Annotated in this window: 19 protein-coding genes and 1 pseudogene; 7 read left to right on the plus strand and 13 right to left on the minus strand. The window is 46.9% G+C overall.

The features are described 5' to 3' along the window. Positions 1 to 8: 8 nt before the first annotated feature. The 10 genes and pseudogenes from htpX to EMM73_RS16155 all read right to left on the minus strand — a co-directional run bounded on the left by htpX (position 9) and on the right by EMM73_RS16155 (position 7,348). Entirely contained in the window at positions 9 to 893 is an 885-nt protein-coding gene (gene htpX / locus EMM73_RS16125) for a protease HtpX (protein ID WP_127687834.1), read from the minus strand. Positions 894 to 1,378: 485 nt separating this feature from the next. Further along, positions 1,379 to 1,771 (minus strand): CZB domain-containing protein, encoded by a 393-nt coding sequence (locus tag EMM73_RS20535; RefSeq protein WP_409994313.1) that lies wholly within the window; start codon positions 1,769 to 1,771, stop codon positions 1,379 to 1,381. A 36-nt stretch (positions 1,772 to 1,807) separates the two neighbouring features. After that, a pseudogene (locus EMM73_RS20540) lies at positions 1,808 to 2,482 on the minus strand (methyl-accepting chemotaxis protein); the annotation flags it as partial. Positions 2,483 to 2,632: 150 nt separating this feature from the next. Beyond that, positions 2,633 to 3,100, minus strand: coding sequence for a Dps family protein (locus tag EMM73_RS16135; protein WP_127687836.1), 468 nt, complete (start codon positions 3,098 to 3,100; stop codon positions 2,633 to 2,635). Between the two features lie 161 nt (positions 3,101 to 3,261). Next, positions 3,262 to 3,402: a hypothetical protein gene (locus tag EMM73_RS20545; RefSeq protein ID WP_409994312.1), complete on the minus strand. Its 141-nt coding sequence runs from the start codon at positions 3,400 to 3,402 to the stop codon at positions 3,262 to 3,264. Beyond that, positions 3,399 to 3,758, minus strand: coding sequence for a tyrosine--tRNA ligase (tyrS, locus tag EMM73_RS16140; protein ID WP_127687837.1), 360 nt, complete (start codon positions 3,756 to 3,758; stop codon positions 3,399 to 3,401). The genes EMM73_RS20545 and tyrS overlap by 4 nt, the downstream gene beginning before the upstream one ends. Positions 3,759 to 3,830: 72 nt before the next feature. Continuing rightward, entirely contained in the window at positions 3,831 to 3,989 is a 159-nt protein-coding gene (locus EMM73_RS20550) for a helix-turn-helix domain-containing protein (RefSeq protein ID WP_222422688.1), read from the minus strand. 33 nt (positions 3,990 to 4,022) lie between these two features. After that, positions 4,023 to 4,601, minus strand: coding sequence for a LuxR family transcriptional regulator (locus EMM73_RS16145; RefSeq protein ID WP_222422689.1), 579 nt, complete (start codon positions 4,599 to 4,601; stop codon positions 4,023 to 4,025). Positions 4,602 to 4,678: 77 nt separating this feature from the next. Next, entirely contained in the window at positions 4,679 to 6,292 is a 1,614-nt protein-coding gene (locus EMM73_RS16150; RefSeq protein WP_127687838.1) for an ABC-F family ATPase, read from the minus strand. Positions 6,293 to 6,439: 147 nt separating this feature from the next. Continuing rightward, complete coding sequence (locus EMM73_RS16155) at positions 6,440 to 7,348, minus strand: DMT family transporter (protein ID WP_127687839.1); 909 nt, start codon at positions 7,346 to 7,348, stop codon at positions 6,440 to 6,442. A gap of 123 nt (positions 7,349 to 7,471) precedes the next feature. On the opposite strand from EMM73_RS16155, the gene EMM73_RS16160 reads away from it, so the two are divergent. The 7 genes from EMM73_RS16160 to EMM73_RS16190 all read left to right on the plus strand — a co-directional run bounded on the left by EMM73_RS16160 (position 7,472) and on the right by EMM73_RS16190 (position 16,025). Next, positions 7,472 to 8,950 (plus strand): aminotransferase-like domain-containing protein, encoded by a 1,479-nt coding sequence (locus tag EMM73_RS16160; RefSeq protein ID WP_127687840.1) that lies wholly within the window; start codon positions 7,472 to 7,474, stop codon positions 8,948 to 8,950. Between the two features lie 114 nt (positions 8,951 to 9,064). Beyond that, on the plus strand, positions 9,065 to 10,930 hold the full coding sequence (locus tag EMM73_RS16165; RefSeq protein ID WP_127687841.1) for a GNAT family N-acetyltransferase: 1,866 nt from the start codon (positions 9,065 to 9,067) through the stop codon (positions 10,928 to 10,930). Continuing rightward, positions 10,931 to 11,848 carry a histone deacetylase family protein gene (locus tag EMM73_RS16170; RefSeq protein ID WP_127687842.1) on the plus strand — a complete coding sequence of 306 codons (918 nt, stop codon included), beginning with the start codon at positions 10,931 to 10,933 and terminating at the stop codon, positions 11,846 to 11,848. Between the two features lie 115 nt (positions 11,849 to 11,963). After that, the gene (locus EMM73_RS16175) at positions 11,964 to 13,448 is read left to right on the plus strand and encodes a TrkH family potassium uptake protein (protein ID WP_127687843.1); all 1,485 of its coding nucleotides are present in this window, start codon (positions 11,964 to 11,966) and stop codon (positions 13,446 to 13,448) included. Between the two features lies 1 nt (position 13,449). Then, the gene (locus EMM73_RS16180; protein ID WP_127687844.1) at positions 13,450 to 14,760 is read left to right on the plus strand and encodes a sensor histidine kinase; all 1,311 of its coding nucleotides are present in this window, start codon (positions 13,450 to 13,452) and stop codon (positions 14,758 to 14,760) included. Continuing rightward, positions 14,757 to 15,452 (plus strand): response regulator, encoded by a 696-nt coding sequence (locus tag EMM73_RS16185; RefSeq protein ID WP_127687845.1) that lies wholly within the window; start codon positions 14,757 to 14,759, stop codon positions 15,450 to 15,452. Before EMM73_RS16180 ends, EMM73_RS16185 begins: the two co-directional genes overlap by 4 nt. Positions 15,453 to 15,578: 126 nt before the next feature. After that, positions 15,579 to 16,025, plus strand: coding sequence for an energy transducer TonB (locus EMM73_RS16190; protein WP_127687846.1), 447 nt, complete (start codon positions 15,579 to 15,581; stop codon positions 16,023 to 16,025). Between the two features lie 164 nt (positions 16,026 to 16,189). Here the strand turns inward: EMM73_RS16190 and zapE are convergent, their stop codons facing one another. From zapE to EMM73_RS20095, 3 genes are all read right to left on the minus strand, one after another. Then, positions 16,190 to 17,695 carry a cell division protein ZapE gene (gene zapE / locus EMM73_RS16195; RefSeq protein ID WP_127687847.1) on the minus strand — a complete coding sequence of 502 codons (1,506 nt, stop codon included), beginning with the start codon at positions 17,693 to 17,695 and terminating at the stop codon, positions 16,190 to 16,192. Between the two features lie 338 nt (positions 17,696 to 18,033). After that, on the minus strand, positions 18,034 to 18,459 hold the full coding sequence (locus EMM73_RS16200) for a hypothetical protein (RefSeq protein WP_127687848.1): 426 nt from the start codon (positions 18,457 to 18,459) through the stop codon (positions 18,034 to 18,036). A gap of 127 nt (positions 18,460 to 18,586) precedes the next feature. Then, a complete protein-coding gene (locus EMM73_RS20095) occupies positions 18,587 to 18,745 on the minus strand; it encodes a hypothetical protein (RefSeq protein WP_186435264.1) in 159 nt (52 codons plus the stop codon). Between the last annotated feature and the right edge of the window lie 278 nt (positions 18,746 to 19,023).

A 19,023-nucleotide genomic window follows, 5' to 3' on the forward strand; every position in this document is an offset into this window, starting at 1 on the left:
AGCTTAACTTAACCTTCAAAAGAACGGCTTTGTAATGCCTGGATCCTTTTATCCAAAGGTGGATGACTCATAAACAGCTCAGAAGGCGCAGGTTTAGCCGCCAGACCAAACGCCGTCATTGAACCCTGTAACTGGCTTTCATGATTACCTTTCAAACGTTGTAACGCTGCGACCATTGCCTCTGAACCCACTAAACGGGCAGCACCAGCATCGGCTTTGTATTCACGCTGACGAGAGAACCACATCACAATAATACTGGCCAGTACGCCAAAGATCATTTCCAACACAAACACAGTGATCATGTAACTGATACCACCGCCCTGACTTTCCTCTTCATCGTTGGAGCGAAAGAAGTTATCAATAATGCCAGCGACTACGCGAGCAAAGAAAATAACAAAGGTATTCACCACACCCTGAATAAGGGTCAAAGTGACCATATCCCCGTTTGCCACATGTGATACTTCATGCGCAAGTACAGCTTCAGCTTCCTGCTGTGTCATCGCCTGCAATAAACCTGTGCTGACAGCGACCAAGGCGTTATTTCGGCTCATACCAGTGGCAAAGGCATTAATTTCCGGCGAATCATAAATAGCCACTTCCGGCATGCCAATACCTGCCTGCTTGGCCTGGCGTTGCACTGTGCTGACCAGCCAGTGTTCAGTCGCGTTTGACGGTTCTGTGATCACCACAGCGCCCGTTGAACGTTTGGCCATCCATTTCGACATAGCTAAAGAAATAAAGGATCCACCAAAACCAAAGACTGCAGCAAATATCAACAACCCACCCATGCTGCGGTTATCAATACCAAAGACTTTAAACACGATACTCAAAACGATGCTCAGCACTAACATCACAGCTAAGTTCGTGATTAGAAATAGTACTATACGTTTCATAACAACCTCTGTAATTCAGGAAACCTACTAAGTTCTATACCTAAGTAATTTGGAGTTGCAGCGAGGCGACAAGCCAGTGAGTGCCCGGGAGCATAGTAAACCTATGTGATCGGGCCGAGTGGCATAGTCAACAAAGCTGCAGCTTCAAGTACGACGCTAAAAACGCCTGTTGCTAAAAAAGCCCCTGTTTCATTGCTGGAACAGAGGCAAAGGGCGGATAAATGACCACAACAAGTACGTATTGGTTCTGCACAACCCATCAGCAGCTTCTCGTCATACTTCTGGGTTACTCAAGGAACGACTTGATAATAAGCCGGATAGAGTTACAAGGTAAAATCGAATATAACGAACGAAATGACAGTTAAAAACTTATCATATGGCAGGCACTTTTCATCTTGGAACACGACTGAAACAAGCCGGTAGGATCAAAAAAGCCAGTTAGTAAAAACTGGCCTCTTCAATTTGAATATAAAGCAAGGTGAGATTTAACAGCCGATTTTATCTACGGTAACCACTTGGTTCTGCATTGCAGTTAAAGCATCTGTTACTTTTAAAGACGCCTGTTCCATCTGTGCCAAATACATTGCCATTTTGCCCTCTTCGTCATTGGAGCCTGCTTCCAGGGCCTGACGGCCTAAGTCATGCACTGCTTTGTGTGGCTGATCAATAGATTTAAAGGCAGGTAAATGACTGTAGTTCGCGGCACCCTGCCCCTTGAAATACCATTGCCCCAACCGACACTCGGTATGCAAATTGACCTTAGAAGTGAAGTCGCCTTTTGCTATCAGGCTATAAACAGCATTTTTCCAAACAACGTGGTCCAACTTCACTGTATTTAAAAATGCAACAGTTGCCGAATCATTGATAACGTTTTGCATATGGCTGGAACAATTCACCACATCAGTCACTACTGCATCAATTTGTTGTGACGACACACTCACTTCAGCTGCACTTTGTAAACTCTGAATTGCACTTTGTTCTATCTGCTGAGTTTGACTGATCATTTGTTTAATCAGTTGCTCTATCTGAGTGGACGCCTGATGGGCTTTGCTCGCAAGAGTTCTCACTTCATCCGCGACTACAGCAAAACCCCGTCCAGCCTCGCCAGCCCTTGCGGCTTCAATAGCAGCATTGAGTGCCAATAAATTGGTTTGATCTGAAATTTCCTGAATGCTGGAAATAAGCTGATTGACGGATTGAGAGCTCTGACCCAGCAATCGTACGCTTTCAGCACTATGTTCGGCGTCTTTACGGATCACCTGGGCCCTGTTTGACAACTGTGCTATCGCCTGACGAGTCTGACTGAATACATCAGACATCCGCACCAGAGATTGCTTTTCTTCAGACAACTGATTAGCGTTTTCCAGTAAAGCTGCTCGTATAGCTTCGAGCATCGAACCACCGGCTAATTGCTGGGTTCTGACTTGCATTGTTGCCTGCAGCGTCAGTTCTAGCTGTTGTAGTTCAGCTGCCAGACGCAGCTGTTCGGCTTGGGCCTCTCGTCGCTCTGATTCTAGTTGCTGCGCTTGCTGCAGCACTTGCAATTTCAGCTGCGCATTTTCTGCTTTATATTTTTTATCGAACCACATACGAACCCCTTTGGCAACTTCGTGGCTGATAGTACAAGAGCCAGAATATTCAAAGCAATAGTTCTACTTGTGCTAAATCAATAAAATGAAAAACTAAAGAGGCTCACCCAGGGTGGAAAGAGGTAAGCCTGTGAATGGATGATGGAAAACCTAACCTAATAAGCTTCTGAGCATCCATGCATTTTTCTCATGCACCTGCATACGCTGTGTTAATAAATCTAATGTAGGTTCATCAGACGCTTTATCAGCAACAGGCACAATAGCACGCGCTGATTTTGCCAAAGCTTCCTGACCTTTCACCAGATCTTTGATCATATCCTGAGCATTCGGAATACCATCCGCTTCTTTAATGCTGGTCAATTTGGCAAACTCTTTGTAAGAACCAGGTGCAAATTCACCTAAAGCACGAATGCGTTCTGCAATCAAATCCACTGCTAGCGACAGCTCAGTGTACTGAGTTTCAAACAACACATGCAGCGTCTGGAACATAGGACCTGTCACGTTCCAGTGGTAATTATGTGTTTTCAGATACAATGTATATGTATCAGCCAATAACACAGCTAAACCATCAGCAATGGCTTTACGATCGTTATCTTCAATACCAATATTAATTTTCATAAGAAACTCCGTGTTGCTGAAATAACGCTGTTACCCTAGCACATCTAAAGCGGCACGCTCAATGAAACAAAGGGTTAACCTGTTCTTAATCAATGGGATTGAATTAAGAGAAAACAAGGATGCAGACCAAAATTAAGCTTTTAATCTGCATATCTGCTGTATCACTTTGCCGATTTCACCAGGCAAAACTGCTTGTGCCCTCGTTGCAACAGCCAGTACTGGTAATGAAGCGGCTTTATGTCAGACATCTTCAGGTCTTGTTGCATCACTTCACCATTACACCTTATGGCTTTGGAGCTCACCAAGTCTCTTGCTTTACTTTTGGAAGTAGCCAGTCTGCATAATTAACCAGCTGCAGCGGTTCTGATAACACGGCTTGCAACAGCTCCGTGATTTGACAACCAAGCTGTTCAGTCCAGGTTTGAATACTTTTTGTGTCGTTTAAATTGCGCTCTGTGGCTTTAAAGCCTGGATCGCCGATAAAACCTGTAGCCCCACCTATTAACGCTATAACGTGATGGCCTGCATCCTGAAAACGTTTCAGCATCAACAAAGGCACCAAATGACCTATATGCAGGCTGCCCGCTGTAGGATCAAAACCACAGTACAGGGTTTGCTTACCGCTGCTGTTGTCATTGGCTGCTCTCTTTCTAAAGATAAACTGAAAAGCAGCAGCTTAAAGCTCAGGTGCAGAAAAAGGCATGTCCCTAAAGGGCTAAGAAAGGCGTTTTTAGCTGGTCAGCAGATGTGTAAGAAACAACTGGAATAACTCGCTTAATGAACCGATTTGCAGTTTAGCGTAGATTTTTTTTCGATGGTTTTTGACAGTGCCAACAGCGATATTCAACTGCTGGGCTATATCCTCTGAATCAAAACCCTGCAGTAACAAACAGGCAATTCGCTACTCTTTGTCTGTCAGTAACTACTGGCCAAAACAGGAAAAAGCTTGGTTCAATTGATACTGTAACCCGGTTTTTTCGGAGGAAGCGCTGGATAGGACAAAGCTATCCTGCACCCAATGCTGGCGAACTAAAGAGCTGAGCAAAGCTTGCAGTCGTGTCACTACTTCATAGCTGGTTTGATAACGGGCCTGGTTGGGTTCGCGATAACCAATAAACAAAACAATCCAATGCTTTGGTTCCAGCTTAAAACTCAGGCAGAGCTCATCATGCAGACCAGTCTTTTCGGTAAACAGCTTTTGGTAGTTTTTACGGGCTTTAGCTGAATCAAACAGATCCTGCAAACGCCATAGCCCATCGTCAGTCGCTTGTTGGGCATGCAGATAAAAAGGGTCTTGCAGGTCGGAGTCCATTAAATAGTGATGAAACAAAAACTCACGTTTCGTAACTATGCAGTCGTACAAATAAACCGGATGTTTATCAGCCCTGCAGCCCAACAACAGCAGTTGGTCACAATGCAATTCTGTTTTAAGAAAAGCTGCCAGCCGTTGGCTAAGGTCTATGGTCCGGATGCTACTGATCAGACCGCCACTGTCTGCCATTCCAGATAAGTCCTCGCTCAAAAGTAAAAAAGCCGGTGTTCAGACCGGCTTCTTAGCTTACAACATTAGCGCTGTGGTTACGAACGAGCCGCCAGTTCAGCTTGCTGCACTAAATAATCTTCGTAGGTGCCAGCGAAGTTACGTACACCGCTGTCTGTCATTTCAACGATACGGGTGGCCAATGAGGATACAAATTCACGGTCATGGCTGACAAAAATCAGCGTGCCTTTGTACATCTCCAGCGCCATGTTCAACGACTCAATAGATTCCATATCCAAGTGGTTGGTAGGTTCGTCCATCACCAGAATATTAGGGCGTTGCAGCATCAGCTTACCAAATAACATCCGGCCTTTTTCACCACCAGATAACACCCGTGTTGGCTTGGCAATATCATCTTGCGAAAACAATAAACGGCCTAAAATACCACGGATCGCTTGCTCATCATCTGACGGCTGTTTCCACTGGCTCATCCAGCTAAACAGCGTCATATCTTTCTGAGCGCCTTCAAACTCGTATTCGTGGTCCTGAGCGTAATAACCAATATTGACGTTTTCAGACCATTTCACTATGCCTTTTTCAGCGGTTAAATCACCAACCAGACATTTTAAGAACGTGGTTTTACCAATACCGTTGGTACCCAGAATGGCTACCTTCTCACCGACTTCAATCGTCAGATCAAGGTTTTTCAGTACGTGCAGATCATCAAAGCTCTTGTTTAACTCCGTCACTTCTAAAGCTAAACGGTACAGCTGCTTTTGCTGATCAAAACGGATAAATGGGTTCACGCGGCTTGAGGCTTTTACTTCAGCCAGCTGAATTTTATCAATCTGTTTTGCACGTGACGTCGCCTGACGCGCTTTAGAGGCGTTGGCAGAGAAACGACTGACGAAAGTTTGCAGTTCAGCAATTTGAGCTTTTTTCTTGGCGTTATCCGACAATAAACGTTCACGCGCCTGAGTGGCGGCTGTCATGTATTCATCGTAGTTACCAGGGTAAACACGCAGCTCGCCGTAGTCTAAGTCAGCCATGTGAGTACAAACGCTGTTTAAGAAGTGACGGTCGTGCGAAATAATAACCATGGTGCTGTTACGTTCAGCCAGGACTTCTTCTAACCAACGAATAGTGTTGATATCCAAGTTGTTGGTCGGTTCGTCCAGCAGCATAATTTCCGGATCGGCAAATAATACCTGAGCCAACAACACCCGCAATTTCCAGCCCGGAGCTACAGACGACATCAGGCCAAAATGCTGTTCAACCGGGATACCTACGCCAATCAATAATTCGCCGGCACGGGATTCAGCGCTGTAGCCGTCCATTTCGCCAAAAGCGACTTCTAAATCAGCGACACGCATACCGTCTTCTTCGCTCATATTTGGATCAGCGTAGATACGGTCACGTTCTTCTTTCACTTTCCACAGCTCAGCGTGGCCCATAATCACTGTATCGATGACAGTGTATTGCTCAAAGGCAAACTGATCCTGATGCAACTTAGCCACACGGTGGTTAGGTTCAACAAAAATGTTACCACCACTTGGGTCTAACTCTTTGCTGAGGATCTTCATAAAGGTTGATTTACCGCAACCGTTGGCGCCAATCAAACCATAGCGGTTACCGTCGCCGAATTTAACGGAGATATTTTCAAAAAGCGGCTTAGCGCCAAATTGCATCGTAATATTTGCGGTAGAAATCACAGTGTTTTTGATCCAACAAAGAGTCATATACAAGCTGTGCTGTTGGCATTAAACCTTTCAGCACAGCCCCAAAAATAGCGCGCCACTATACGCTTTTTTAACGCTAAACTCAAAGTATCTCTGGTTTATATGTCTGTTTTACTACACTCAGCCAAAACGTCGGCCTAAAGCTATGCATCCGACCACTGTCAACGCCAATATCCAGTGGATCCATTGCAGCGGTTCAGCCAGCAACAGCGCTGACAACGTCAGAGCGCTAAAAGGTGATAACAGCTGCAATTGACTGACCTTAGCTATGCCGCCTATAGCTAACCCTTTGTACCAACAGAAAAAGCCGATAAACATGGTAAACACCGACAGATACCCAAGCGCTAGCCAGGATTGCAGCGACACAGCTGCATAATCAGGCTGATAAGCCCAGACCCAGGGCAGCAAGACTGGAATCGACATCACCAGCGCCCAGCAGATCACCTGCCAGCTGCCGAGTTCTTTGGATAAAATAGCCCCTTTGGCATAACTAAAACCGCATAAAAAACTCGCTAACACCAGATAGCCGTCAGCGAGCTGAAAAGGGCCAGTGCTGTGTTGTAACGCATAAAGCGCCACACAAAAAGCCCCCAGCAGTGCGAATAGCCAAAAGCCAGGTCGTGGCCATTGTTTAGTTAAGTATGCGCCAAAAAAGGCGGTAAAAACTGGCATTACACTGGTGACCAGAATGCCGTGACTGGCGCCAACCTGCTGCAAAGCCAAGGCAGATAACACCGGGTAAGCAAAGACTGAACCCAAAGCCACTAACGCCAGCCCCTGCCATTGCTTTGCTGTAGGTAATTTTTGTCTGGTCACCAGCAGTAATATCAGAGCCAGTAGTGCCGCTATTAAAGCCCTGCCCGCGCCAACAAAAACCGGCGGCATATCAAGCACCGCCATTCGGGTTGCTGGTAATCCAGCTGAGAACATCAGCATACCTAAGCTGCCAAACCATAAGCCTTGCACCAGCGGCTTTTGCCAAAATGGCAAAGCGGTTGAGTTTTGCTCTGAAACAGAAACTGCAGACATAAAAGATGCTCCCCAAAAAGCGACTGGACAGTCAGCCAACTTCAGTTAGTATACAAAGCAATAAACCATGACAATCAGGACAGTTAGCAGCAAAACTCACTAAACTGTACAGGTGAAAATTCCATGACAATTGCAGTGACCCAGTGGCAGTTGGATAAAGCCAGTAAAGCAAGTTTTAGCAGTCAGCTGTATCTGCAGGCGCAGCAAGCCATCCAATCCGGCCGCTGGGTTGCAGGTGCGCGCTTGCCATCGATCCGGCTTTTAGCTGCGCATTTAGAGATCAGTAAATTTACCGTGGCAGAGCTGTATGAAAAGCTCTCTGCCGCTGGTTTTGTTCGCTCTCAGCCTGGCAGCGGGGTTTATGTCAGTCGTTTAACTGAGCAGCAACAGCAGCTGGAATCCAGTGCCAGCCAAAGCAGCAGACAACAGGATGTCGCTCTGATGCGCCAAACACTGCTGAGAGAACCTCACTGGATCAAAGCATCAGCGGGGTGGTTATCACCGGATTGGATGCCGGATCAGGAAATACGCCAGGCGATGCGGGATTTAGCGCGTCAACCACAGTCTTTAACCGACTATGGCCCGGCTCAGGGCTATTTCCCTTTGCGCCAGTATTTCGCTCAGCGTTTAGCGCAGTTATCTATTGCCACAGAACCCGCTTATATTCTGCTGACCTACAGCGCCTCTCATGCACTGGATTTAGTCTTTCGTTTGCATCTGAAACCAGGCGATTGGGTGATGGTGGACGATCCAGGCTTTTATAACTTCTTTGCTTTGCTGAGATTGCATCAGGTGCAGCTCCTTGTGGTGCCCCGCACTAAAGAAGGGCCGGATTTAGCAGTGATGCAGCAACTGGCGCAGCAGTATCAGCCCAAAGCCTATTTAACCAATTCAGTGCTGTCGAACCCTGTGTCGTTAAGCATCCATCCAGCCCGCGCTTTTGCAGTGTTGCAGTTGTTGCAACAGCATCAGTGCTTGTTGATTGAAGACGATATCTACGCCGACTTTGAAACTCAGCCGGTATCGCGTTACGCTTCGATGGCTGGATTTCAATCAAACAATGGTTTTGAAACCATTTACTTAGGCAGTATGTCGAAAACTTTGTCCGCCGATTTACGGGTAGGTTTTATTGCTGCAGCCCCAGCCACCATAGCGGCCCTGACTGACTTAAAACTCATTAGTGGTATATCCACCTCCAATACCATGGAGCGCCTGGTGTACGCGCTGTTAACAGGAGGCGGTTATCGCCGTCACCTTGAGCAATTAAAGCGTCGTTTGCAGCAAGCCCGCAACTTAGTGTTTTCAAAATTAAAACAGCTCGATTGCCAGTTATGGGCAGAGCCATCTTCTGGTTTTTTATGTTGGGTCAAGTTGCCTGAAGGTGTCAGTAGCAGTCTATTGTCTGAACGTTTGCAACAACGTCAGGTGGTATTAGCTCCGGGTTCACAGTTCAGCACCCTGCCCGATGCCGATCAGTACACCAGACTTAATGTGGCGCAGTGTCTGGATCAAGAATTTTGGTTGATATTGGCAGATGAGTTGCGCCAGATCAGAGACAGTGTTTCTCTTTCATCAGATACTAACCACAAAGAGCGGGGATAAACCAATCTCAGATTTGATTGGATTTCTGGACGGGCTGGGACAAACCACCGCCCCTACTTAAGTCGCACTGACAAAACCCTTGTATTCTGACAAGCTAAAGAAAAAGGATGTGGTATGGCCAAAACATCAGATAAATCGCTGGCAAAATCGCTGGACTGGGGTGTATTGCTGCAATCCGGTAATCGTATTTTTATTGGCTCTCATGCAGCAGCCCCTGCGGCATTGCTGGCAGATTTAATGGCGCGCAGTAAAAACCTGCATGATATAGAGCTGGTACAACTGATGGTGCTGGCTGATAACTGCTGGGCTGAAGAGCGGTATAGCGACTTATTCAAAATCAATGCGTTATTTATTGCCGGTGACAAAGTGCGTAATGCGGTTGCACAAGGCCGTGCTGACTATACTCCTTGTTTTTTATCTGAAGTGCCGGCGCTGTTTAAAGAAGAAATTCTGCCCTTAGATGCTGCTTTGGTGATGGTGAGCCCGCCTGACGCCTTTGGTTACTGCTCCTTGGGTGTCTCTGTCGATGCCGTCTCGGCCGCAGTGCGGTCAGCGAAAAAAGTCATAGCGCAAATTAACCCTAAGATGCCTCGCACCAATGGCTATACCTTTATCCATCAAAGCCAAATTCATGCTTTTATCGAGCAGGAAGAAGAGCTGCCAGAATTAACCCCTCCAGTACTGGATGAAGTGACAGAACGAATTGGTCAGTACGTGTCTATGTTAATTGAGGATGGCGCGACCTTGCAGCTGGGCATAGGCAAAATTCCTGAAGCCGTTTTACGTTATTTGGGCAACCATAAAGATTTAGGCGTGCACTCTGAGGTGATCTCAGACGGTGTGATGGAGCTCATCACCAAAGGCGTGATTAACAACAGAAAAAAAACCTTTCACCCCGGCAAAACTGTGACCAGTTTTTGTATGGGCAGTAAAGCTTTATACGACTTTGTTGATGGCAATCCTCATGTTGAGTTTTACCCCAGCGAGTATGTGAATTCCCCTACTAATATTGCCCGTAACGACGCCATGATCGCCATTAACAGCGCCATCGAAGTTGACTTAACAGGCCAGGTGGTATCGGATTCTATAGGTCATAAGTTTTACAGCGGTATTGGTGGTCAGGTCGATTTCAGCCGCGGCGCGTCGATGAGTAAAGGTGGCAAACCCATTATTGCCTTACCCTCAACGGCTAAAAACGGCACTGTATCGCGCATAGTGGCCACCATCACTGAAGGTGGTGGCGTAGTGACCTCCCGTGGTCATGTGCATTATGTAGTGACAGAATTTGGTGTTGCATCCCTACGTGGCAAAAGTATCCGCGAACGGGCGCTGGAGCTGATACGGGTAGCGCATCCTAAGTTCCGTAAACAGTTGCTGGATGAAGTTCGTACCCGCTACTGGGTGCCGCATTATCAAAAAGACTACCCAAAAGATGTGGTCGAATTGGGCAAAGTGGGTGTAAAAACCTTAACCATAGCGGGAGAACAGTTTGATTTGCGGGCGTTAAACCCTGCTGATGAGCGCCGCTTGCAGGAGTTTTTTTACTCACATACTAAAGAAACTTTGCTGCTACGTTACAACCACCATCCCAAACAAATGAGTAGGGAAAAATCCTGTACTTTGGTCAGTGTCGACCAATCCCGTGATTTAGCACTTTGTATTGTCAAACAACAAGGTTCGATACTGGAAATTCAGGCGGTAGGGCGTTATTACCTGAACGAAACCGACAACAGTGCAGAAGTAGCTTTTGTTACCCGTGAGCGACAACACGGTAAAGGCATGGCCAAAAGGCTGCTGGAAGAAATGATCAAAATTGCCCGTATGCGCGAACTCAACCGCATGATGGCTTATGTTCGCTCTGATAATAAGCCTATGCAAAAAGTGTTTGAAAAAGCCGGATTTAAACGCATCGCCAGTGGCGATCCGGATGAAGTCTATTTAGAGCTGCCACTCAAGGTAGCGGAACCAGAGAAGCAGTAAATGAGTTTAGTGATCTTCAGTCACGGTCGTTGTTTGTCCTACGACATAGGCCATGATCATCCGGAAGCTGCGTCGCGCATTCATGCGGTGCAGGACCAGCTATTAAGTTCGGGGCTGGAATATGTAGTGCAGCAACGTGATGCCAGCCCGGCCAGTCGTGATCAGCTGTGTTTAGCGCATTGTCCGTCCTATGTTGACCATGTCTTTGATGCAGTGCCGGATACTGGCCATATTTGGTTGGATGACGATACCCAGGCTAATGCTAAATCACTTAACGCAGCTTTGTATTCGGCAGGATCGGGCATCAACGCCGTGGATGTGGTGATGCAACACCAAGATACCCAAGCTTTTTGTTTAATACGCCCGCCAGGTCATCACGCTGAATACAAAGCGGCCAAAGGTTTTTGTATCTTTAATAACGTCGCCATAGCAGCAGCTTATGCTATGCAGCATTATGGCTTGCAGCGTGTGCTGATTGTGGATTTTGATGTACACCACGGCAATGGCACCGAAGATATTTTCCAGCATGATCCAAGAGTGAAGTTTTTCTCGTCCTTTCAACATCCGTTTTATCCTTATACCGACCCCATCAGTCATTCGCCTTCTATTGTTAAAATGCCTCTGGCGGCTGGCACCAGCGGAGCTTTGTATCAACAAAGGTTTACCGATGAATGGCTACCTTTAATGCATGAATTTCAGCCAGAGCTGGTGTTAGTTTCCGCAGGTTTTGATGCGCATATCGAAGATGATATGGGCCAGATGAAACTAACAGAGCTGGATTATTTATGGCTTGGCCAACAACTGAAACAGCTGGCCGATCGCTACTCAGAAGGGCGCTTGGTGTCTATGCTCGAAGGCGGCTACGAACATAGCCCGCTGGCGCGCAGTGTGGTTGCTTACCTGAAGGGTCAGTTGTGACAACCTGCGGGCGGGTGCAAGACCCGCCCCGACAGTAATCCTTATACAATCTTTATAACCCGCCTTAACCCAAAGCTATAAAATCCGGTTGTTGTTTCACGCCGGATAAAATTTTATGGCCGCCTCTTTGGTGTTGGGTTCTGCAGTAAAAAGCTCCAGTCGTTATTTGATGTACCGGGTGCTTGGGCATTTATTATTACTGTTGTCGGCCGTCAAACTGGTGGCTATGGCAGTTTCCATTCTTTACCACGAAAGCAGCTTTTGGATTTTTCTTGGCTCAGCGCTTTTTACCGCTTCTGTGGGGTATAGCCTGGTGTACAAAGGCCGTGAAGCAAAAGATATTAAACATCGTCAGTTGTTTTTACTCACTACTTTAAGCTGGTTGTCTTTATGTGTGTTTTCGGCTATCCCATTGTGGTTGATAGTGCCGGACATCAGTATCTCCAATGCCGTATTTGAGACTGTATCAGCTGTCACCACCACTGGGTCTACCGTCTTGTCAGGCCTGGACACTATGCCAAAAGGTATTTTGTTCTGGCGCGCCGTACTGAACTGGATAGGTGGTATAGGTATTATTGTGATGGCCATTGCCATTTTACCCGCACTAAAAATCGGCGGTATGCGGCTATTTAAAACTGAAAACTCCGATACCTCAGACAAAATTTTGCCCCGCAGTTCTACCCTATCCGCCGCTATCGGCTCTGTCTATCTGGTATTAACGCTATGCGCTATGGTGTCCTATTATCTGGCGGGTATGAATGGTTTTGATGCTGTGACTCATGCCATGACCACAGTGGCCACAGGTGGATTCGCCAACTACGATTCGTCTTTTGGTCAGTTTAAAGACATGCCACAAATTTACTGGCTCAGCAGCTTTTTTATGATGCTGGCCGCTATGCCCTTTGTCCTTTTTGTAAGCGCCGCCAAAGGAGATCGAACCGCGTTATGGCGCGACCCACAAGTACGGGCCTTTTTAGCCATAGTGGCGTTTTGCAGCCTATTGCTAACTGGATATCAGGTAGTGCATAACGACAGAGCGGTATTTGATGCCCTCACCCACAGCTTGTTTAATGTGGTGTCGATCATTACCACCTGCGGTTATGCCTCAGAGGATTATACCTTGTGGGGCAATATGGCCATTATGCTGTTTTTCTACCTGACTTTTGCCGGGGCTTGTTCAGGATCTACGTCAGGTGGTTTAAAAATATTTCGTATACAGCTCGCCGCAATGTTGCTGGTGAAACAGTTAAAACTGTTGGTACATCCGAAAGCCGTCTGGAGCCAGAGTTACGGCGGAAAAAAAGTAGATGATCAACTACTGGGCAATGTGTTGGCCTTTTGTTTTATTTATTTTGCTACCATAGCCTTTATTGCGATGGCCTTATCCTTCTGCGAACTGGATTTAGTTACGTCAATCACTGGTGCCGCAACAGCAGTTGCTAACGTAGGTCCAGGTCTTGGCAGTATTATTGGTCCTGCCGGTAATTTTGCGACTTTGCCAGATGCCGCAAAATGGTGGCTGAGTTTAGGTATGTTAATGGGGCGACTGGAAATTCTGACTTTACTGATTTTATTTAGCCCCTCTTACTGGCGCTATTGATATGGCAAAAGCACTGCGTTTTTCATTTTCTTATCTGCCAGAGCTTGCCGGCACATTTTTGGCGCCGCTGCTGATCGTGCTGCTGTGTTTACCGTTGCGTGCATGGATAAGCCCGACTGATGTAGCTATGTTGCAATTGTTATGGGTAGCATGGCAGGCACAGCATTATGGTTGGCGCTGGGCCTCGCTGACCACTTTGGTGTCGGTATTAATTCTGAACTGGTGTTTTGTGCCGCCCTATTACACTTTTGATGTGCACGATGCCAGTTTCTTTATTAGCTTTGTGGTGATGGTGGTATTGGGGTTATTAATCAGCCTGCTGTCTGAACAATCAAAGCAGCAATTAAAACGGTTGCGTTATGCCATGTCACAAACCCGTGGCATGTATATGTTGGCCAAAGGTTTAGGCCAACGCCAAAGCTGGTCACAACAATGTGCCTACGCAGCTAAATTATTAAGTCGCCGCTTAGGCGCTGCTGTTCAGGTTGTTCAAGGACAGCAACCTGCAGCAGCTGCGGAGCAAGCGGTTTTACCTGTTGGCTCTCCTGCGACTGCCTGGATCCTTGTGCCACCTGCTTTTCTAACCAGCCATCCCACTTTATTGCATACAGCTCAGTCTTTATTGGCGCAAAGTTATGCTCAGCTGGAATTGCGTGAAAAAGCACAACAAGACAGAGTAAAAGCTCAACTGGAGCAACAAAAAGCTATGCTATTAAGGTCCCTGTCGCATGATTTACGTACGCCTTTAGCCACTATTATGGGCGCATCCAGTATGTTGGCCGATCCAGAGCTGCAACTGAGTACAGCGCAGCGCCAACAACAGGCGCAGAATATTTACCAGCAAAGTCAGATTTTAAACCAGCATTTTGAAAAAGTGCTTGAGCTGAGCAAAGCCCAACTGACAGGGCATCATATTCAGCTTACAGATTTCAGCTCAGACGATTTAGTGGCTGGCGCTTTGGCCAGACGAGGTGAAAAAGCCACAGAGTTAACTGCATCTTTGCACTGCAGTGCGGCGGAGTCTTTGTCAGGTGATTTAGAATTACTGGAAATCGCGCTGGCGAATATGCTGGAAAATGCCTTGTATCATGGGGCAGCCCCTTTCGAGTTGCAGATGGGGCAGAAAGCATCGGCCTTTTACATCCGGCTGACAAATACTGTGAATGATCAAGCGCCGTCAAACCGGGATAAAGGCCATGGCTTGGGTATCAATATTTGCCGGGCTGTGGCTGGTTTGCATCAGGGTAGTTTTGAAATACAAAGCTGCCCAAAGCTACAGCAAATCACAGCTGTATTGGAGTGGCCACGATGAACAAGGGCACAGCAAAAGATCTTTCTGTCAGCCTGCTGGTGCTTGAAGACGATACAGGCTTGCAAAGTTTCTTACAAACCCTGCTGGATAGTCAGGGCTATCAGAGCTTGATCACTGCTCAGGGTAAACAAGGCTTTGCTTTACTCAAGGAGCATAGTTTTGATTTGATTTTACTGGATTTAGGTTTAGCCGATATGGATGGCATTCAGTGGCTGCAGCAGCTGCGCTCCTGGTCTGAAGTGCCAGTCATTGTGATATCAGCCCGGGGCAAAGAGTTAGATAAAGTTCAGGCGCTGGATAGCGGCGCCAATGACTATGTGACTAAACCTTTTAGTTCAGCTGAGCTGTTAGCAAGGATCAGAGCCACATTGCGACAACAACAAAAAACCACCAGGCCATTGGCTTTTGCCAACGTCAAGCTGGATCCGGTGCAGCGCCTGGTGACCAAAGCCGGTGAAGCTGTGCATTTAACCAAAACCGAATACGATATTTTATTGCTGCTGGTGCGCCATTTAGGTTCTGCGTTAACCCATAACCAAATTTTACAGCAGGTCTGGGGCGAACATTACCAGGACAGACCTGAGTATATTCGCGTCCATATGGCACAGCTGCGGCAAAAACTTGAAGACAATCCATCTGCGCCCAAACACCTGAAAACCGAGGCTGGTGTGGGCTACCGGCTTTGTGAATAAACAGCTGGCTGTACCTGGGAAATTATGTTGACGCAAAGTTAATTATTCTTTAGTTTATTCAACAAGATAAATCATAGGAACTCCAAAGAGGCCCTTCAAGGCAACTCTGGTACAAAAGGACTATTTATGAAACTACATAGGCTTAGCTTCGCCCTGCTATCCATAACCTTAAGCACTGCAGTAAGTGCAGCCCCCATGAACTATGGCTTTACCATTTTAACTGAATTAAAACCACAGCAGCATGAAGCCTTGTGGACCAGAGTTAATCCGGTACCACCTCTTTATCCTGTAGATATGGCAAGTAAAGGCGTCGCAGGTTGTGGTGTGTTTAAAGTCATTATTGATAAAGAAGGTGAAACCGAAAGTGTTGAACTGATAAGCTCGGTTCCGGTAAAAGGTGTAGCCAGAGGTGCCACCAAGGTGATCAAAAAATGGCAGTGGCACAATACAACTGGAAAACCAGACAGTGCCGAAGAAAAAATTATCAGGCTGGATTTTTGTATGGGCGGTACCACCTTAGCTGAAGCTGAAGCGCGTTGTCAGCAGCAAGCACAGCTAGAGTGCAGCGAGTAGCGCGAAAGGCCTGCGCGGTCAATTGACCAAGCCACCACCATGCAGCTATGAATTGGCTGCATGTTTTTATTTGTAATCTGTATTTCATATTAGGGACTTATTCGCATGTTCCCTAGGTAAAAATCTGCCATAGGTTCAATGGTTTGCAAGGTAAAAAGCTTTCGTCATTGCCGTCCCCATTCCTTTCCACCCATTTCTACCAACCGAGACGCGGCTCGTCGAAAGGAAAAGGCGAGATCATTGGCGGCCGATAATTGTGCCAGTGACACGCCACTTCGACCCGTCGCCGACCACTCAAATTGTTCACCCTCTTTGGTACGAATCATGGTCGTCGCAAAGGAACTCGAGTTCCCCCCCTTCTCACTGACAAACAACTCTTCATTTCCATCACTGCTTTCAACTTGCGCTTCAAACTCGACAAATAATTCATCGAGCGGGACTTTTGCCGCTAGCACCAAGCGGGTGCGATATTCATAACACACGTCAATGAGGGTCACGAATCGTCGCGCTTCGTCGAGGTGATTGGCGTCTAATTGCGGCACCCGGTCCATGATGAGGACCTGAAATCGGTCGCAGAGGGAAATATAATCGGCCGCGCCGAGTGGTTGGTAGCATAACTCGGAAAAGTCAAACCAGGCGCACCGGTCATTCAACCGGGCGACCTGGACGGTGCGACCGAAGGGTACGTGAATGGCCTCGGCCTCAGTTCCGGATGCAGTGCCACCAAATATTTCTTTCAACTGCGCCTGCATGTTGTTATCACTATTATTATCGCCGTGAACATCCTTGTTTGACCAAAAATAGGATTGACCATCAGCTCGAGTTTCGAGTCGATAATCCTTGGCGGAATCCTCCATGGAAATAATGTCGAACGTGTGTTTTAACATGTCTATGAATGGCAAAAAGAGGGATCGGTTAATGCCTCCCTCATACAAGGCATCGGGGGAGCGATTCGAGGTGGCCACCACCACGACATTCCAATCCAATAATAATAATAAAAGTCGTTTCAAAATCATGGCATCGGCAACGTCTGTTACTTGAAATTCATCGAAACAGAGGAGTTGGGCTTCCTGTGCCAATTGCTGCGCAATGATGGGTATCGCATCATCTCGTGGGTGCTTCTGTTTGTAGACAAAGATTCGATGATGGACGTCTAGCATGAATTCATGAAAGTGGACGCGGCGTTTGGTAATTTTTACGTGTGTGAAGCTGTGGCTGTCATTATTACAGCAAGAATCATCAGGAACATTAACCGACGCGTAAAAGAGATCCATTAGAAAGCTCTTGCCGACCCCGACCGGCCCATAAATGTACATGCCTCGCGGTGGTGGACCAAAAGACCACAAATGGAATTTCTTTCGAAGAAAGGACTGAGCGGATGCCAAGGATCGCGTCAGTAACAGTAACAGCGGACTGCTGCTTGTAGAGCTGCTCTCTGTCGGTCTGTCCGTGCGCACGGGTACTGGTGGGAGCGAGTTTAGAGACTCGTGCAGGGCATCGAGTTTTGCCGCCAGAGCGACTTGCGCGTCATCTCGTCTCACCTCCTCCGCATCCACCTTGCGTTCATACGCCGCTGTCACGGGGCCTGTCGGGAGGGACCGCCGAGCAACGCGATGTTGTGCTGCCATATTCTTCATCACCGTCTTCATCACCGTCTTCATCATCAACATGATGAGTTTATCAACATGGTAAGGAAAGTACGATCAAGTCCGCTTCTTCCCGCTTTTTTCGATTGTCTCAGATCTAGGGGCTTATTCGCAATTTACCTCGTCGGTTCCCCCAAGATCTTCGAGGAGTTGCGAAAGCGTATAAGAGATCCTTTCCTCCTCTCGGGTTTCCGCATCTAGTAAATCACACAGAAGCCCAGTCAGAGCTTCCTCTTACCAGGGTCGTTTACGTGTGAGTCGGCTAGCCACCACATCATCTAATGCATCGAAATGCCTTAGGAGCAGTCGGATCGTGCGAGGTGATAACACTAGATCTATTCCTCTATCTGTTTAACGCAAAGCTAAGCGGCGCGGGTTAGCGCGTCCTTGCTTGAGCGCTTTATGCGTGTACGATACACTGCCACATACCAGAATACGGTTGCACCAATAAGACCACAAATGCTGCAAAACAATGTTTGTTTCATTAGATCAACACTTGAGTCTTGACCGAACGGCTTAAAACCATAAATGAATATTACACTGGGAACTACTGCAGCTAGTAAGTACCAATGAAACTCCTGCCGCTCTAATTTTTTAAGCACATAATGCAAAGGCAAAGCCCAAGCTATTACAACAACTATGGCCACTATTGCAGCCACACTTGCCATTAATAGCGATATATTTATACCGGAATAAGCAGTTCCAATTGAATCAACCGCAGTGACAACAAAAGTTACTACAAAAACGGTTAGAACTGTACATAAGCTAGCTATAGATAGTGATTTCATAATTTACGCATAACTTTTTAGCGTCTTATCCTGCGTTCACGACGGATAAGCGCCTGTTAAACGGTAGGTGCGCTCTTTATTGGTACATTTGATGCTAATGGAATTTGTATATTTAGGGAACAGCTGCTTATAAGTTTATTTTGGCCAATCTGAAGCTGTCTTTTACAGTGTTACTGTCATTTCGTATCTCATCACCTGTTTCATCCAGTGAGTATTTGTCCGTATTCAGAGCTTCTGGCAATACATCACCCTCCCGCTTTCCCGGGCTCATAGTTTTACCGCTCATTACAACCAGCCGTTAACTATCCGGTGGTCCGGTGTCCAGTCGTTTGAACCTATAGGGTCAAGTCTTGCCCTGTGCCCCATCAAATTAGAACCAACAAAAAATGTTCATAAAATCAAAAAATAATGGAAAAATATCACCAATTCATTCACAACTAATGATGTGCCCCCCCTAAAACATCGGGGCACGGGGCAAGACTTGACCCCAAACTTCCTCTGTCCATGGCTTGGCAACAGCGTGGGAAGCCAAAAGACCTGATGTTCCATTCTGACCAGGGCTGC

It is taken from the genome of Rheinheimera sediminis, from assembly GCF_004005375.1.
Taxonomy (GTDB): Bacteria; Pseudomonadota; Gammaproteobacteria; order Enterobacterales; family Alteromonadaceae; genus Pararheinheimera.

Excerpts from the sequence above, each read along its gene's own strand:
- htpX (WP_127687834.1), bottom strand. The coding sequence starts at position 893 with ATGAAACGTATAGTACTATTTCTAATCACGAACTTAGCTGTGATGTTA.
- EMM73_RS20535 (WP_409994313.1), bottom strand. The coding sequence starts at position 1,771 with ATGCAAAACGTTATCAATGATTCGGCAACTGTTGCATTTTTAAATACA.
- EMM73_RS16135 (WP_127687836.1), bottom strand. The coding sequence starts at position 3,100 with ATGAAAATTAATATTGGTATTGAAGATAACGATCGTAAAGCCATTGCT.
- EMM73_RS16145 (WP_222422689.1), bottom strand. The coding sequence starts at position 4,601 with ATGGCAGACAGTGGCGGTCTGATCAGTAGCATCCGGACCATAGACCTT.
- EMM73_RS16155 (WP_127687839.1), bottom strand. The coding sequence starts at position 7,348 with ATGTCTGCAGTTTCTGTTTCAGAGCAAAACTCAACCGCTTTGCCATTT.
- EMM73_RS16160 (WP_127687840.1), top strand. The coding sequence starts at position 7,472 with ATGACAATTGCAGTGACCCAGTGGCAGTTGGATAAAGCCAGTAAAGCA.
- EMM73_RS16165 (WP_127687841.1), top strand. The coding sequence starts at position 9,065 with ATGGCCAAAACATCAGATAAATCGCTGGCAAAATCGCTGGACTGGGGT.
- EMM73_RS16170 (WP_127687842.1), top strand. The coding sequence starts at position 10,931 with ATGAGTTTAGTGATCTTCAGTCACGGTCGTTGTTTGTCCTACGACATA.
- EMM73_RS16175 (WP_127687843.1), top strand. The coding sequence starts at position 11,964 with ATGGCCGCCTCTTTGGTGTTGGGTTCTGCAGTAAAAAGCTCCAGTCGT.
- EMM73_RS16180 (WP_127687844.1), top strand. The coding sequence starts at position 13,450 with ATGGCAAAAGCACTGCGTTTTTCATTTTCTTATCTGCCAGAGCTTGCC.
- EMM73_RS16185 (WP_127687845.1), top strand. The coding sequence starts at position 14,757 with ATGAACAAGGGCACAGCAAAAGATCTTTCTGTCAGCCTGCTGGTGCTT.
- EMM73_RS16190 (WP_127687846.1), top strand. The coding sequence starts at position 15,579 with ATGAAACTACATAGGCTTAGCTTCGCCCTGCTATCCATAACCTTAAGC.
- zapE (WP_127687847.1), bottom strand. The coding sequence starts at position 17,695 with ATGTTGATGATGAAGACGGTGATGAAGACGGTGATGAAGAATATGGCA.
- EMM73_RS16200 (WP_127687848.1), bottom strand. The coding sequence starts at position 18,459 with ATGAAATCACTATCTATAGCTAGCTTATGTACAGTTCTAACCGTTTTT.
- EMM73_RS20095 (WP_186435264.1), bottom strand. The coding sequence starts at position 18,745 with ATGAGCGGTAAAACTATGAGCCCGGGAAAGCGGGAGGGTGATGTATTG.